The sequence below is a fragment of the Burkholderia cepacia GG4 genome (assembly GCF_000292915.1).
Classification (GTDB): domain Bacteria; phylum Pseudomonadota; class Gammaproteobacteria; order Burkholderiales; family Burkholderiaceae; genus Burkholderia; species Burkholderia cepacia_D.
This window is the reverse complement of sequence record NC_018514.1, coordinates 2,193,596-2,207,962: the sequence shown is the minus strand read 5'-3', so window position 1 is coordinate 2,207,962 and position 14,367 is coordinate 2,193,596. Positions and strand designations below refer to the sequence as shown.

Sequence of the window (14,367 nt, the reverse complement as noted above, 5' to 3'; positions counted from 1 at the left end):
CGCGATGAAGCGCTATACGGTCGGCATCGACCTCGGCACCAGCAACACGGTCGTCGCATACGTCGAGGCCGGCTCCGACGCGATCCGCGTGTTCGACGTCGAGCAGCTGGTCGGCCCCGGCGCGGTGGCCGCGCAGCCGCTGCTGCCGTCGGTGCGCTATCACCCCGCGGCGGGCGAACTGCCGCCGGACGCGCTGCGCCTGCCGTGGGCGGCCGCTCCGAAGGCAAACGCGAACGCGGCCGCCGCCGCTGCGCCGCCGGCCGTGATCGGCCGCTATGCGCGCACGCTCGGTGCGCAGGTACCGGGCCGGCTCGTCACCAGCGCCAAGAGCTGGCTGTCCCACGCATCGGTCGACCGCCTCGCGGCGATCCTGCCGTGGGGCGCGGCCGACGGCGTCGACAAGGTGTCGCCGGTCGACGCGAGCGCGAGCTATCTCGCGCACGTGCGCGCCGCGTGGGATGCACGCTTTCCCGATGCGCCGCTCGCGAAGCAGGACGTGATCCTCACGGTGCCCGCGTCGTTCGATGACGGCGCGCGCGCGTTGACGGTCGAGGCAGCCAAGCGCGCGAAGCTGCCGGCGCTGCGGCTGCTGGAAGAGCCGCAGGCCGCGTTCTACGACTGGTTGTACGGCCAGCGCGCAACGCTGCGCGACACCTTCGCCGCGGCGCGTCGCGTGCTGATCTGCGACGTCGGCGGCGGAACGACCGATCTCACGCTCGTCGACGTCGCGCCGGGCGACGACGGCGAACCGACCTTCACGCGCGTCGGCGTCGGCAATCACCTGATGCTCGGCGGCGACAACATGGACCTCGCGCTTGCGCGCCTGGTCGAGACGCGGCTGACCGAGCCCGGCACGCGGCTGTCGGCCGCGAGCCTGTCGCAGCTCGTCGAACGCTGCCGCGCGGCGAAGGAGCGGCTGCTCGGCGACGACGCGCCGGCCTCCGTCACCGTGACGCTGCTCGGCGCGGGCAGCAAGCTCGTCGGCGGCGCGCGCTCGGCCGAGCTGACGCGGCAGGAAGTCGAGCAGATCGTCGTCGACGGGTTCTTTCCGCAGGTCGCGGCCGGCGAGCTGCCGCGCCGTGCGCGGGCCGCGATCGTCGAATTCGGCTTGCCGTATGCGAGTGACCCGGCCGTCACGCGGCACGTCGCCGCGTTCCTGAACCGTCACGCGGAAGGCCCGCTGCCCGACACGCTGCTGCTCAACGGCGGCGTGTTCCGTGCGGACGCGCTCGCCGGCCGTCTCGCGCAGACGCTCGGCGCGTGGCGCGGCGCGCCGCTCGACGTGCTGCACAACGCGCATCCGGACGTCGCGGTCGCGCGCGGCGCGGTGGCCTACGGCCTTGCGCGGGCAGGGCATGCGCCGCGCATCGGCGGCGGCTCCGCGCGCAGTTATTTCCTCGTGCTCGACGATGGCGGCGATGCAGCGGCACGCGGTGTCTGCCTGCTGCCGCGCGGTTCGGAAGAAGGCCGCGAGATCCGGCTCGAGGAACGCACGTTCGCGCTGCAGCTCGGCCAGCCGGTGCGTTTCCACCTCGTGTCGACGGTGGCCGAAACCGCATACCAGCCCGGCGATCTGGTCGAACTGGACGGTGGCGACTTCGTGCGGCTGCCGCCGATCGCGACGGTCGTCGATCGGCAGGCCGGCGGCGACGCGCGCGAAACGCCGGTGAAACTCACCGCGTCGCTGACCGAGGTCGGCACGCTCGAAATGCACTGCATCGCAACCGACGATGCAGCGCGGCGCTGGCGGCTCGAATTCCAGTTGCGCGGCGATGCGCCCGCGCAGGGCGACGATGCCACGCTCGCGCGCCATCCGCGTCTCGATCACGCGATCGAGTTGATCGACCGCTCGTTCGGCAGCAAGGCCGCGGACGTCACGCCGAAGGCCACGCGACGGTTGCGCGCGCAACTTGAGCAGGTGCTCGGTCCGCGCGACGAGTGGGACGTTGCACTCGCGCGCGAACTGTTCGACGCGTTGCTCGCGCGGGCGCGTCGCCGGCGGCGTTCGGCCGATCACGAACGCGCATGGCTGAACCTCGCGGGCTACTGCCTGCGCCCGGGCTTCGGCCATCCGCTCGATGCCTGGCGCATCGAGCAGCTGTGGCCGCTGTTCGACGACGGGATCCAGTACGTGAACGACGCGCAGGTATGGTCCGAGTGGTGGACGCTGTGGCGGCGCGTGGCCGGCGGCCTCGACGACGACGCGCAGACGCAGGTGCGCGACGCGATCGCGTTCCTCGAGCCCTCCGACGACAAGCGTCGCAAGCTGCCGTTCGACCCGGCCAAGGTCGGCCCTGCCGACATGACACGCTTGTCCGCGTCGCTTGAACGACTGCCTGTCGGGCGCAAGGTGGAACTGGCCGAGCGGTTGATCGTGCAATTGCAGAAGCCGGCAGAGCGCACGCTGTGCGCGTGGGCGCTCGGGCGGATCGGTGCGCGCCGGCCGTTCTACGGCAGCGCGCACAGTGTCGTGCCGGCCGACGTCGCGAATCGCTGGCTCGATGCGCTGTTCGCGCTCGACTGGAAGCATGTCGAACCCGCCGCCTTCGCCGTCGCGCAAATCGCGCGAATGACCGGCGACCGCGAGCGCGATCTGCCGGACGAGACGCGTGAGGCGGTGATCAAGCGCCTGTCGGCCGCGAATGCGTCGGCAGCGTGGATCGACATGGTGCGCGAAGCGATTGCGTTCGACGAAGCCGACACGGCGCGCGTGTTCGGCGAGACGCTGCCGGCCGGGTTGAAGCTGCTGGCAGGTTGATTGAAAGGCGGGATGCTTCGATCTGGTGTGCAGATCGAAGCATTGTCCGGTTGCGTCGGAGCTTCCGCCGCGGTAGGTCTCTCAGGCGTGCGACAGCGGTTCGCGGCGCCGTTCCGCCGATTCGATTTCCTTCACGTCATGTGCCGCCGCGCGAGGTGAATGCCCGCGAGCATGCAGCGCACCGATCCGCCGGCCAGTTCGATCGTCGGCACGTCGAGCGGCAGCAGCCGCGCGGAGCGCTCGATCGTCCCGCGCTGGTCGTCGGTGAGACAGTCGAAGGCGTGCCGCGACAGTGCGAGCACGCGCCCGTCCTGGCCCGACAGTTCCAGCGTATTGCCCGCGAAGTTCGCGATCTGCGCGTGATCGAGCGCGATCACGGTGCGCCCGGTCTCGGCCAGGCGTTGCGCGATCTCGTCGCGGCGCCGGCGGTCGGCGATCAGGTCGAGGCCGACCATCGCGAACTCGGTGGCGACGCTCATCATCACGTTCGTGTGATAGATCGGGTTCCCGTTGGCGTCGGCCGTGTCGAAGCAGATCGGCTCGAAGTTGAAGTTCGTGCAGAAGCGCTCGAGCGCGACCGGATCGGCGCGGCGCGAACGCGCGGTGTACGCGATCCGCGCGACATGGTCGAGCACCATCGCGCCGGTGCCTTCCAGGAACACGTCGTCGTATTCGAGCCCCGAGTAGTCGATCACGTCCTGCACGCGGTATTCGGCCTTCAGCATCTCGACGATGTCCGCGCGCCGCTCGCGGCGTCGGTTCGGGCTATACATCGGATACAGCGCGATGTGTCCGCCCGGATGCGTCGAGAACCAGTTGTTCGGGAACACCGAGTCGGGCGTGTCGCGCTCGCCGTGATCGTCGAACACATGCACGCGCACGCCTGCGTCCGCGAGCGTCTGCGCGGCGGCGGTGACTTCGTCGCGCGCGGCGGCCGACACCGACGGCGTGTCGTTCGCGCCGCCGGCGGCCGTGCGCTGGAAGGCGTTGTCGGCCGCGGTCTGCGGGTTCGGCAGGAAGTGGTGCGGCCGGATCATCACGACGGCGGCCGGCGCCTGGATCGATACGAGATTCATGGATGGTAAAGGCGAGAGGCGGGGAACCGGGCGGCGCGCACGCCGCCCGCGATGACGATCAGCGCGCGAATGCGGCGACGGCTTCGGTCACGAACGCCGCGTGACCCTGCGCGATCGCAGACGGATCGTCGATCAGCGCGAACAGGTTCTTCGGATCGACGGCCGGCGGAATCAGCGCGATCTCGACGCCCGCGTTGTGCTGCTGAGCGAGCGCGTACAGGTAGCGCAGCGCCGAGTAGTCCTCGAGCGCGAAACCGACCGAATCGAACACCGTGACTTCGTCCGCGCGTTCGCGGCCGGTCGTCTCGCCCTGCAGCACGCGCCACAGCTCGGTCACCGGGAAATCGGCCGGCATTTGCTGGATCTCGCCCTCGATGCGCGACTGCGGCTCGAATTCGACAAACACGCGGCCCGCGTGCAGCACGCCCGCTTCGAGCTCGGTCTTGCCGGGGCAATCGCCGCCGACCGCGTTCAGGTGCATGCCGGGCTCGATCATGTCGGCCGTGACGATCGTCGCGTACGCCTTGTCGGCGGTGACGGTCGTCACGATGTCGGCGCCGCGCACGGCGTCGGCGGTCGATGCGGCGCGCACGACGCGCAGTGCCGGATAGGCGGCGAGGTTCTGCACGAGCTTGTCGGTCGCGTGCGGATCGACGTCGAACACGCGGATCTCCTCGATACCGAGCAGCGTGTGGAACGCGATCGCCTGGAATTCGCTCTGCGCGCCGTTGCCGATCAGCGCCATCGTGCGCGAGTCGGGGCGCGCGAGCGCCTGTGCGGCCAGCACCGACGTCGCGGCCGTGCGCAGCGCGGTGGTCAGCGTGAGTTCGGCGAGCAGCAGCGGGTAGCCGGTGTCGACTTCGGCGAGTGCGCCGAAGGCCATCACCGTGTGCATCCCGCGTGCGGCGTTGACTGGGTGGCCGTTCACGTACTTGAACGCGAACAGCGATGCGTTCGCGACGGGCATCAGCTCGATCACGCCGTCGCGCGAGTGGCAGGCGATGCGCGGCGACTTGTCGAAGTCGGCCCAGTGCAGGTAATCGGCGCGCAGCGTGTCGACGAGCTCACGCAGGAACGGCGTGACGCCGGTCTTGGCGATCAGTCGGGCGGTAGCGGGTACGTCGAGGAAGCGAGTCATCGGTCTGTCTCCATTTTTTTGCCGGGACGGGTGTCCTGGCGTTCTGGTCGACCGGGGCGGGCGCTTCGGCCCGGGCCCCGGCTCCATGAAAAGCGGTGTCGCGGCGGATGCGGCCGGTCGATGGAGTCATTATTTCCGGGAGTCGAGCCAACAAAAAGACGGCAAAAGTGGCAGATTTATCGATAGACTTGTCAAATTGCTGGCCGATTCCGGCAGTTTGTACGATACGTACTAGTCGGAATGCATGCGGTCCGGCACGCTGGCGGCCGGCTCACGTTCAACAGGAAGGTCCGTTCATGATTACGCTCGACGACGTCGACCGGCAGCTCATCGCGCTGCTGCGCGACAACGCACGGCTGCCCGTCGTCGCCCTCGCGAAGGAGTTGCGCGTCGCGCGCGCGACGGTGCAGAACCGGCTGACGCGGCTGGAGAAGAACGGCGTGATCGTCGGCTATACGGTGCGGCTCAAGCCGGCGGCCGAGCGGCACCGGATCCGCGCGCTGATGTCGATCGCGGTGCAGGGCAATCGCGGCGCGGAAGTGGTGAAGGTGCTGCGCGGGCATCCGAACGTCGCGTCGATCCACAGCACGAACGGGCGCTGGGATCTGGTCGCCGAGCTGCATGCCGATTCGCTCGAGCACTTCGATCGCGTGCTCGGCGCGATCCGGTTGATCGACGGCATCGCGAATACGGAGACGAGTATTTTGTTGTCGACGCACAAGGCGTGACGAAAAGTACTTGGCGTGCCGAAACTCAGGGCAGGTTGACGTTCTCCAGACATCGAACGCCACGAGGGCGCCGCGCCATGTTGACCGATTCCATTCAGAAAGTCGGCTACGACTTCGAACAGCGGGACCCACAAGGCGCGACGGATTACCCGTCGCTTACGCAGGCATTCGATGCATTCCCGTGGATCGCGCAGCATGCCGAGGGGAACGAATTGCAGGACGGCCCGTTGCCTGCGCTTGTGCTGCAGCATGCCGGCGATCGGCGCGAATGGTGGATCAGTGCGCTGAGCGATGCGCATTCGGACGGGTTTCAGTTGAATGCCGTTTCCATGCGGACGAAGAAGGGACGGTTCGGCATCGGCAAGGGAAAGCTGGAGCAGCACGTCGCGACGATCGACGTCAGGACACGCGTCGACGTCGACGTGTTGTGCCGGTTGTTTTGCGACCGCCAGTATGACGAACTGGCCCGGCTGGTGGCGCGACATGCTGCGCGCAATGCCGACGACGATCGTGACAGCGGCAGCGACGACTGAGCATCGGTCGCCCGTTGGCGTTCGAACGGCCGTATGTCAAATACTCCGGTAGCCTAAGCTTTGTCCGCGTGCGTCGTCGCCGCCCGCGGAAACGTCAACACCACCGCAAACCCGCCCGCATCGGGAAACGCGAACCCGACGCGCCCGCCGTGCGCCTTCATCACTTCCTGCACGATCGCGAGCCCGAGCCCCGACCCCGTGCGGCGCTCGCTGCCATCCGGCGCGATCCGCACGAACGGCTGCAACGCCGCATCCCAATGCTCGCGTGGAATCCCGCGCCCGTTGTCGGTGACGGTCAGCGTCACCGCATCATCCGCATGGCCCGCCGTAGCGACCGATACGACGATATCGTCCGCATGACCATGCAGCAGCGCGTTGTGCAGCACGTTCGACAGCGCCTCCTGCAGGCTGATCGCATCGCCGTCGATCCACGCATGCGGCGCGTCGCTCGCGAACGCGACGGCCACGTCGCGCTCGTCCGCGAGCGGAATCGCGCGGCCGAGCACGTTCTTCGCGAGCGCGACGAGCTCGACCGGTTGCAGCGGCACGGCCTCGGTGCGATGGATCACCATCGCATGATTGAGCAACTGCCCCGTGAGCCGCCCGACATCCGAGCAGGTCGCGCGCAATGCATCGAGGCGTGCCGCATGACGCGCGGGATCGGCTTCGCCGTCGAGCAGTTCGATCTGCGCGTCGAGCCGCGCGAGCGGCGTGCGCATCTGGTGCGCGGCGTCGGCGATGAAGCGCTGCATCGCGTTGATGCGCTCGGCCAGGCGATGCATCAGCCCGTTGATCGATCCGATGATCGCATCGATCTCGCTCGGCGTATCGACGGCCACCGGCCGCAGGTCGGCCGGGTCGCGCGCCGCGATGATCGCGCCGATCTGCGCGAGCGGGCGTAGCCCGCGCCGGATCGCGAGGCCGCTCGCACCGATCGCGAGCACGCTCATCAGCAGGATCAGTGTCCACACCTTGATGCTCATGTCGTTGGTCAGCTGCTGCCGCGCATTGGTTGTCTGCGCAACCGTGACGAGCGCCCAGCCCGGCGTGCTTTCCTCGGGCATGTAGCGCGCGATGGTCGCGGTTCGGATCCGGTGCCCCTGGTAGACGGCGTTCGCGAACGCGGGGCCCTGTTTCGCGGCGGCGAGCGTCGCGGGGCTCGCGAGATCGTTGTAGCCGGCCACCACCACGCCGCGCGAATCGACGACCTTGTAGTAGACGAGGTCGTAGCGCGACAGCGTCGACAGCGCGGCCACCGGCGGGTTCAGCGCGAGCACGCCGCCCTGCACGTACAGGTTCTCCGCGACCTGGATCGACGCGCCGGCGAGCAGCTGGTCATAGGCGCGTTCGGCCGCGACGCCCGCGTAGTAGCGCGCGATGATCGCCAGCGCGAGCGCGCCGGTCGCGACGACGAGCGCGATGAACAGCAGCGTGCGCCCGAACAGCGTCTTCGGGAACCAGTCAATGCGCGGCAATCTGATACCCCATCCCGCGCGCGGTGCGGATCTCGACCGAGCTGCCCTGCAGCTTCTTGCGCACGCGCGTCACGTATTGCTCGACGGCGTTCGCGGTCGGCTCGTTGCCGAAGCTGAACAGCTGGTTCAGCAGCTCGTCCTTCGAGAAGATCCGCTGCGGGCGGCTGGCGAGAATCTCGAGCAGCGCGAACTCCTGGCGCGACAGCGACAGCGGCTGGCCGTCGAGTTCCGCGAGACGGCTGCTGCGGTCGATCACGAGGCCGCCGAGCGTCAGCACGTCGTTCGCATGGCCGCTGTTGCGGCGCAGCAGCGCCTGCACGCGCGCGTCAAGCTCGCGATAGTCGAACGGCTTCACCAGATAGTCGTCGGCGCCGAGGCCGAGGCCGCTCACGCGGTCGTCGATCGCCGAGCGCGCAGTGACGAGCAGTACCGGCGTCGTGCTGCCCGACGCGCGCAGGTGGCGCAATACCGTGAAGCCGTCGAGCCCGGGCAGGTTCGCATCGAGCACGACCAGATCGAAGCGCTCGACGCGCAGCAGGCTGTTCGCGGTCGAGCCGTCGGTTTCGAGATCGACGGCGTGGCCGAGCCGCGCGAGGCGGCTACGGATCGCCGCGCCGATTTCGGCATCGTCCTCAACCACGAGAATGCGCATGGTGCCGTTTGCAGGTAGATGGGTTTAGGGGTTTTCCCGAGGCCGGGATGTCAGCATTTTCTCAGACTCGCTCGATAACCTGTGTCCAGCCGGAACAAGCGACGACGGCATTAATACCAGAGGAGACGACAACATGCAGCATGTCACGGGCACGACGCAGGCGCGGCCGACGGTGCGCAGACGCGCGCCGCCGGCTGCCGCGTTGCCGCCCGCCGCCTGCTGCGCGGAGGCGCGCGCATGACGACGTCGTCGCGCCGCCGCGCGTTGCTCGCCGCCGGCCTCGGTGCACTGGGCGTGCTCGGGGCGCGGTCGCTGGTGCGCGCGAAGCCGCGCACCGTGCGGATCTCGAAAGGCTATGGCGTGCTGTACCTGCCGCTGCTCGTGATGGAGAAGCAGCGCCTGTTCGAGCGGCACGCGGCGCGGCACGGCCTGCGCGACGTCGCGGTCGACTGGGTGCTGCTCGACGGCGGCAATTCCGTCAACGACGCGATGATGGCCGGCACGCTCGACTTCGCGGGCGCCGGCGCGCCGGGTTTCATCGAGCTGTGGGCGCGGGCGCGCGGGATTCCGAACGTCGAGGTGATCGGCATCAGCGGGCTGTCGACCACGTCGCTGTCGCTCAATGCGAACCGTCCGGGCCTCATATCGCTGCGCGACTTCACGCCGTCCGACCGGATCGCGGTGCCGGGCATCCGCACATCGCTGTCGGCGGTCGTGTTGCAGATGGTCGCGAGCCGGCAGCTCGGCGCGAAGCATTTCGCGCAGCTCGACTCGATCACCGTGAACCTGCCGCATCCGCAGGCGATGCAGGCGCTGATCCGCCGCGAGAACGGCGTCACCGCACACTTCACGTCGCCGCCGTTCTCGACGCTCGAATTGCGGCAGCCGGGCATTCATCGCGTCGTGAATTCGGTGGACGTGCTCGGCCCGATGACGCTCGACGTGGTGTTCGCGCCGAAGCGGCTCGTCGACGCGGAGCCTGCGCTGGCCACGGCGTTTCTCGGCGCGCTCGACGAAGCGAACCGCCTGATCGCGCAGGACCCGCGCGCGGCGGCCGCGCTGTATGCGTCGTCGTCGGGGGTCGGCGTGTCGCACGACGACGTGATGCAGATGCTCGCCGCGCCGGACACGCGGTTCTCGGTGCGGCCGAACCAGCTGATGGACTACGTCGAATTCCTGTACCTCGCCGGCACGATCAAGGCGAAGCCGCGCGCGTGGCACGAGATGTTCGCGCCGATGCTCGACGACTACCGGACGGGCTGAGCGCCGCCGTCCGTCGCCGGACCCCGATTTCATCGAACCCCACCGCGCCCGCGCATTCGTTGCGCGTGGCGCCGATTCAACCGACAAGCAACCGATTCACGGAGGAGCCCGTAGTGAACGCTACCGAAACCCTGGACCCCGCGTCCGCCGAAGAGCAGCGCATCATGTCGAAGATGGCGCGGCGCCTGCTGCCCATCCTCGTCGTGATGTTCCTGATCGCATTCATCGACCGGCAGAACGTCGGTTTCGCGAAACTGCAGATGGTGCACAGCCTCGGGATGACCGAGGCCGCGTTCGGTCTCGCGTCGTCGCTGTTCTTCATCGGCTACCTGCTGTTCGAGGTGCCGAGCACGCTCGCGCTGCATCGCTACGGCGCACGCGTGTGGCTCGCGCGGATCATGCTGACGTGGGGTCTCATCACCGTGCTGATGGGCTTCACGACGTCGATGCCCGCGTTCTGCTCGCTGCGCTTCCTGCTCGGGATCGCCGAGGCCGGCTTCTATCCGGGCGTGATCTATTACTTGACGCTGTGGTTCCCGCAGAGCTACCGCGCGAAGGTGCTCGGCATCTTCACGCTCGGCAGCGCGCTCGCGAACATGCTCGGCTCGCTGGTCGGCGGCGTGCTGCTGAGCCTGAACGGCGTGTGGGGGCTCGCGGGCTGGCAGTGGGTGTTCGTGGCGACGGGCATTCCGGCCGTGATCGTCGCGATCGTCGTGTTCCGCGTGCTGCCGGCATCGTTCCGCGATGCACCCTTCCTCGACGAACGCGAGAAGCAGATCGTCGCGGCCGCGCTCGAACGCGAGAAGCCCGCGCAGGCCGAGCACGGGCAGCCGTGGAAGGCGCTGCTCGATCCGCGCGTGATGCTGTTCGCGGCGACCTACATGCTGATGTCGACGTCGCTGTACGGCGTCACGTACTGGCTGCCGACGCTCGTGAAATCGTTCGGTGTGTCGAGCAGCATGAACGGACTCCTGAGCATGCTGCCGTGGGCGCTCGCGGTGCTGCTGCTGGTGTGGCTGCCGTCGAAGCTGCGCCGCGCGAAGAGCATCCTGCGCACGATCGCGATCGTCGCGGCGCTCGGCGCGCTCGGCTTCCTGCTGAGCCTCGTGCTGCCGTCGACGCCGCTGCGCTTCATTGCGCTCGTGCTCGGCGGCGCGTGCATCCCGCTGCTGTATCCGTGCTTCTGGTCGATGCCGCCGCGCTACTTCACCGGCGCGCGGGCGGCAGCGAGCGTCGCGGCGATCAATTCGATCGGCAACCTCGGCGGCTTCTTCAGCCAGAACCTGATGCCGTTCGCGGGCAAGGTGACGGGCACCGCGTTCGGGCCGATGATCGTGCCGATCGTGTGCCTCGCGTTGCTCGGGATCGGCGCGCTGGTCGCGTGGACGCGCTCGGAGCGGGGGATGGTCGCGGCGCGGGCGTGAGCGCTCTTGACGGCCCGGCTATAACGAACGGCCGCCTGCTGTCGATGTGGGCGATGCACCCTCCATGCATTACATATGTAATGCATGGAGGGTGCAATGAAAACGGCCACGATGCCCGCGCTGCGCGTCGATCCGCAGTTGCGTGAGGAAGCGGAATCGGTCCTGGCGGAAAACGAGACGCTGTCTGCGTTCATGGAGGCGGCGTTGCGCGATGGCATTGCTCGGCGACGCCTGCAGCGCGAATTCGTCGCGCGAGGTTTGGCGTCGCGTGACGAGGCGCGGCGAACGGGCGCATACGTCGATGCCGCGGATGTTCAGCGCGAGCTCGAGCGCATGCTGAAAGCGGCTCGTTCGAAGAAGGCGGCCGATTGAGCTATCAGGTCCGATATACGCGCGCGGCGCGCGAAGACTTGGTGCGACTGTATCGATATCTGCTCGACCGTGATGAGGAAGCGGCAGCGAGGGCGTTGGAAGCAATCGAACGAGGCGTGGCCATGTTGCGATGGTTTCCGTTTTCCTGCCGCAAGATCGATGAGGGCAATCCGTTCCTGCGCGAACTGATCGTTTCCTTCGGTACGTCAGGCTACGTCTCGTTGTTCGAGATCGAAAGTGCAGAACAAGTCACGATCCTCGCCGTTCGGGATCAGCGGGGAGACGACTTCCTCTGATTCCCGCAGCGGCATTCCGCCGCTGCTGCTTGAACCGCTTTACCTGTCAGCCCCCGACGCCCCCCGTCCGTCATGCGCAATCGCGACATGCGCGGACGACAACGGAATCTCCACCTCCACCGTGGTCCCTTCGCCGAGCGTCGTATCGATCCGTAGCGTGCCGCCGACCAGGTACGCGCGCTCGCGCAGGCCCACCAGCCCGAACGATCCCGACTTGCGCGGCGCACCGGGATCGAAGCCCGCGCCGTCGTCATGGATCCTCAGCGCGATCGCTTCGTCCCGGTACGACAGATCCACGGTCGCGCTCGACGCGGCCGCATGCCGCGCGACGTTCGCGAGCGCTTCCTGCGCGATGCGGAACACGGCCGTCGCATACGGTTCGTCGAGCTGCAGCTCGGCCGGCTCGACGCGCAGCGCGCACGCCATGCCGTGACGGTGCCGGAAATCGTCCACGAGCCATTGCATCGCGGCCGCGAACCCGAGATCGTCGAGCATCAGCGGACGCAGGTCGGACGCGATGCGTCGCGTGGCCGTCACCGCGCCGCGCGCGAGCGCATGCATCGCCGCGATCTTGCGCGCAAGCGGCGCGTCGTCCTGCGGCACGTGGTCGAGCAGCCATTCGAGATCGTTCTTCAGCGCCGCGAGCATCTGCGCGAGCTCGTCGTGCAGTTCGCGCGCGATGCGGCGCTGTTCGGCCTCGCGCGCGGTCGCGCTGATCGCCGCGATCTCGCGCAGCTCCTCGCGCGACTTCTGCAGCGCCCGCTCCGCGCGCACGCGCTCCTCGACTTCGCGCCGCAGGTCGCGGTTCGACGCGCTCAACTGGGCGGTGCGGGCCGCGACACGCTGCTCGAGCCGTTCGTTTGCCTCGTTGAGCTGCGCGCTCTTCTGCACGACGAGCAGATGCTGATAACGCGCACCGGCCAGCGCGCGCACCGTCTGCGCATGCAGCCGGCCGTTCTCGAACAGCAGCGCGAACAGCACGACGCCCGACGCGACGAGGCCGTACGTGCGTCCCGCGTAGAAGCCCAGGTCGAAGCGGCCGTGATTCAGCATCGCCGACAGCGCGATGTCGAACAGCCAGGCGACGAGCACGATCATCACCCACAGGTCGAGCACGGAATGGCGCCGCCGCAGCCGCCACATCAGCACGAGCGCGGCGAGGTTCAGCGTCCAGACGGTCGTGATCGCGTTCGTCATCGTCGACGCCATCCGGTTGCCGTTCATGATGCGTGGCAGCAGGTCGTGGCCGGTGGTCGCGAGCAGCGCGAGCGCGACGGTCGCGCCGGCGGCCACGACGATGCACAGCAGGATCGGAATCGCCGCGCGGCGCTGCGCAAGCGCCGGCGGCCGGGCGCGCGGCGTCACGCGCAGCAGCACGTATGCGGCGACCGCCAGCGGAAAGCCGCCGTGCCAGAACAGATAGAGCCATGCGGTGGTCTGTTCGCCCGCGCCGAGCAGACCGGTCGGCGTGAACAGCCCGGGAAAGGTCAGCATGTGGGTGCCGGCCATGAAGCCCGTGAACAGGTAGCCGCCCGCGAGCGCGAGCAGCGATTTCTCGCGCAGGATCGCGTACTGGCCGAGCAGCAGGCCGGCCGTCACCATGTCGTTGACGACGATCGCCGACTGGTACACGGGGATGAATGCCTGCGCCTGGGCCAGCTGCACGCCCGCGAACGGCGCGAGCGCGGCGAAGATCAGCGCCGACACGATCACCGTCGCGATCGCGAGCCGCCGCTCGGGCCGGCCCGGCGGCAGCGACGACATGAACAGGCGTGACGGGTCCTGCGGGTCCTGCGCGTTGTGCGCGTCGTCGGCAGCGGGGCGGAAGCGGGATGCGGTCGTCATGCGTCGTCGCCACCGAGGTCGAGATCGTGCCGCACCGCATAGCGAACCAGCGCGGCTTCGTGCGGCAACGCCATCTTCTCTAGGATCCGCGTCTTGTAGGTGCTGACCGTCTTCGCGCTGAGCGTGAGTTCCGACGCGATCCGCGTGACCGTCTGGCCGGCGACGATGCGGCGCATCACGTCGAGCTCACGCGCGGACAGCCGTTCGTGCGGCAGCAGGTCGGCGGGGGCGCGCAGCGTGCGCGCCAGGCTCTCGGCCGCCGACGGGCTCACGTAGACGCCACCCGCCGCGACCTTGCCGACCGCCTCGACGAGTTCGGCGGTCGCGCTGTCCTTGGTCAGATAGCCGGTCGCGCCGGCCTTGAACGCGCGCGCCGCGTACTGCGTTTCCGCGTGCATCGTCAGCACGAGCGTGCGCAGCGACGGCGCATGCGTCTTGACGAGCCGGATCAGCTCGATGCCGGTCGGCGCGGGCATCGACAGGTCGAGCAGCAGCACGTCGGCGGTGCCGCGTTCCGCCAGCGCGAGCGTGGCCGCGCCGTCGCTCGCCTCGCCGACGATTTCGAAGCCGCCGGCCGTTTCCAGGATGTGACGCAGTCCGTCCCGCATGACTGCGTGATCGTCAGCCAGAATTACCCTGATCATCTAGCGTCCTCTTCGGGATGACGCCGCGGACTGCGCTGCCGGTTGTCGCCGCGGCTGTTCTTCTGAGCAATATATTCCGCCGAAGCCGGAAATGGTGCACCTGCGGGAAATTTTTGAGACATCCGGGAATGGAATGTGTCTTGCATCGAAATGATCAGCATGA

13 protein-coding genes are annotated in these 14,367 nt (G+C 68.4%); 7 read left to right on the top strand and 6 right to left on the bottom strand.

Annotation, left to right across the window (positions count from 1 at the left end; translation table 11 throughout):
- Nucleotides 1-4: 4 nt before the first annotated feature.
- On the top strand, nucleotides 5-2,758 hold the full coding sequence (locus GEM_RS25505) for an Hsp70 family protein (protein ID WP_014900302.1): 2,754 nt from the start codon (nucleotides 5-7) through the stop codon (nucleotides 2,756-2,758).
- Nucleotides 2,759-2,889: 131 nt separating this feature from the next.
- Here GEM_RS25505 and ctlX read toward each other — a convergent pair whose 3' ends face one another.
- Both ctlX and GEM_RS25495 read right to left on the bottom strand, forming a co-directional pair.
- The gene (gene ctlX, locus GEM_RS25500; RefSeq protein WP_014900301.1) at nucleotides 2,890-3,834 is read right to left on the bottom strand and encodes a citrulline utilization hydrolase CtlX; all 945 of its coding nucleotides are present in this window, start codon (nucleotides 3,832-3,834) and stop codon (nucleotides 2,890-2,892) included.
- Between the two features lie 58 nt (nucleotides 3,835-3,892).
- Nucleotides 3,893-4,972, bottom strand: coding sequence for an ornithine cyclodeaminase (locus GEM_RS25495; protein ID WP_014900300.1), 1,080 nt, complete (start codon nucleotides 4,970-4,972; stop codon nucleotides 3,893-3,895).
- A gap of 296 nt (nucleotides 4,973-5,268) precedes the next feature.
- Between GEM_RS25495 and GEM_RS25490 the strand changes: the two genes are divergently transcribed.
- Together GEM_RS25490 and GEM_RS25485 are read left to right on the top strand one after the other, a co-directional pair.
- Nucleotides 5,269-5,700 (top strand): Lrp/AsnC family transcriptional regulator, encoded by a 432-nt coding sequence (locus GEM_RS25490; RefSeq protein ID WP_006479718.1) that lies wholly within the window; start codon nucleotides 5,269-5,271, stop codon nucleotides 5,698-5,700.
- 77 nt (nucleotides 5,701-5,777) lie between these two features.
- Entirely contained in the window at nucleotides 5,778-6,233 is a 456-nt protein-coding gene (locus GEM_RS25485) for a hypothetical protein (protein WP_014900299.1), read from the top strand.
- Between the two features lie 53 nt (nucleotides 6,234-6,286).
- Here GEM_RS25485 and GEM_RS25480 read toward each other — a convergent pair whose 3' ends face one another.
- Complete coding sequence (locus GEM_RS25480) at nucleotides 6,287-7,708, bottom strand: sensor histidine kinase (RefSeq protein ID WP_014900298.1); 1,422 nt, start codon at nucleotides 7,706-7,708, stop codon at nucleotides 6,287-6,289.
- Nucleotides 7,695-8,360, bottom strand: coding sequence for a response regulator transcription factor (locus GEM_RS25475; RefSeq protein ID WP_014900297.1), 666 nt, complete (start codon nucleotides 8,358-8,360; stop codon nucleotides 7,695-7,697). The genes GEM_RS25480 and GEM_RS25475 overlap by 14 nt, the downstream gene beginning before the upstream one ends.
- 237 nt (nucleotides 8,361-8,597) lie before the next feature.
- Between GEM_RS25475 and GEM_RS25470 the strand changes: the two genes are divergently transcribed.
- From GEM_RS25470 to GEM_RS25455, 4 genes are all read left to right on the top strand, one after another.
- Complete coding sequence (locus tag GEM_RS25470) at nucleotides 8,598-9,623, top strand: ABC transporter substrate-binding protein (protein ID WP_014900295.1); 1,026 nt, start codon at nucleotides 8,598-8,600, stop codon at nucleotides 9,621-9,623.
- 113 nt (nucleotides 9,624-9,736) lie between these two features.
- A complete protein-coding gene (locus GEM_RS25465; RefSeq protein WP_014900294.1) occupies nucleotides 9,737-11,047 on the top strand; it encodes an MFS transporter in 1,311 nt (436 codons plus the stop codon).
- A 96-nt stretch (nucleotides 11,048-11,143) separates the two neighbouring features.
- Nucleotides 11,144-11,419: a YlcI/YnfO family protein gene (locus tag GEM_RS25460; protein ID WP_014900293.1), complete on the top strand. Its 276-nt coding sequence runs from the start codon at nucleotides 11,144-11,146 to the stop codon at nucleotides 11,417-11,419.
- Nucleotides 11,416-11,715, top strand: a complete 300-nt coding sequence (locus GEM_RS25455) for a type II toxin-antitoxin system RelE/ParE family toxin (protein ID WP_041490826.1) — start codon at nucleotides 11,416-11,418, stop codon at nucleotides 11,713-11,715. The genes GEM_RS25460 and GEM_RS25455 overlap by 4 nt, the downstream gene beginning before the upstream one ends.
- A gap of 39 nt (nucleotides 11,716-11,754) precedes the next feature.
- Here GEM_RS25455 and GEM_RS25450 read toward each other — a convergent pair whose 3' ends face one another.
- Both GEM_RS25450 and GEM_RS25445 read right to left on the bottom strand, forming a co-directional pair.
- Nucleotides 11,755-13,560: a sensor histidine kinase gene (locus GEM_RS25450; RefSeq protein WP_014900291.1), complete on the bottom strand. Its 1,806-nt coding sequence runs from the start codon at nucleotides 13,558-13,560 to the stop codon at nucleotides 11,755-11,757.
- Nucleotides 13,557-14,204: a response regulator transcription factor gene (locus GEM_RS25445; protein WP_014900290.1), complete on the bottom strand. Its 648-nt coding sequence runs from the start codon at nucleotides 14,202-14,204 to the stop codon at nucleotides 13,557-13,559. The genes GEM_RS25450 and GEM_RS25445 overlap by 4 nt, the downstream gene beginning before the upstream one ends.
- Nucleotides 14,205-14,367: the final 163 nt, after the last annotated feature.

Excerpts from the sequence above, each read along its gene's own strand:
- GEM_RS25460 (WP_014900293.1), top strand. The coding sequence starts at position 11,144 with ATGAAAACGGCCACGATGCCCGCGCTGCGCGTCGATCCGCAGTTGCGT.
- GEM_RS25485 (WP_014900299.1), top strand. The coding sequence starts at position 5,778 with ATGTTGACCGATTCCATTCAGAAAGTCGGCTACGACTTCGAACAGCGG.
- ctlX (WP_014900301.1), bottom strand. The coding sequence starts at position 3,834 with ATGAATCTCGTATCGATCCAGGCGCCGGCCGCCGTCGTGATGATCCGG.
- GEM_RS25445 (WP_014900290.1), bottom strand. The coding sequence starts at position 14,204 with ATGATCAGGGTAATTCTGGCTGACGATCACGCAGTCATGCGGGACGGA.
- GEM_RS25490 (WP_006479718.1), top strand. The coding sequence starts at position 5,269 with ATGATTACGCTCGACGACGTCGACCGGCAGCTCATCGCGCTGCTGCGC.
- GEM_RS25475 (WP_014900297.1), bottom strand. The coding sequence starts at position 8,360 with ATGCGCATTCTCGTGGTTGAGGACGATGCCGAAATCGGCGCGGCGATC.
- GEM_RS25505 (WP_014900302.1), top strand. The coding sequence starts at position 5 with ATGAAGCGCTATACGGTCGGCATCGACCTCGGCACCAGCAACACGGTC.
- GEM_RS25450 (WP_014900291.1), bottom strand. The coding sequence starts at position 13,560 with ATGACGACCGCATCCCGCTTCCGCCCCGCTGCCGACGACGCGCACAAC.
- GEM_RS25470 (WP_014900295.1), top strand. The coding sequence starts at position 8,598 with ATGACGACGTCGTCGCGCCGCCGCGCGTTGCTCGCCGCCGGCCTCGGT.
- GEM_RS25495 (WP_014900300.1), bottom strand. The coding sequence starts at position 4,972 with ATGACTCGCTTCCTCGACGTACCCGCTACCGCCCGACTGATCGCCAAG.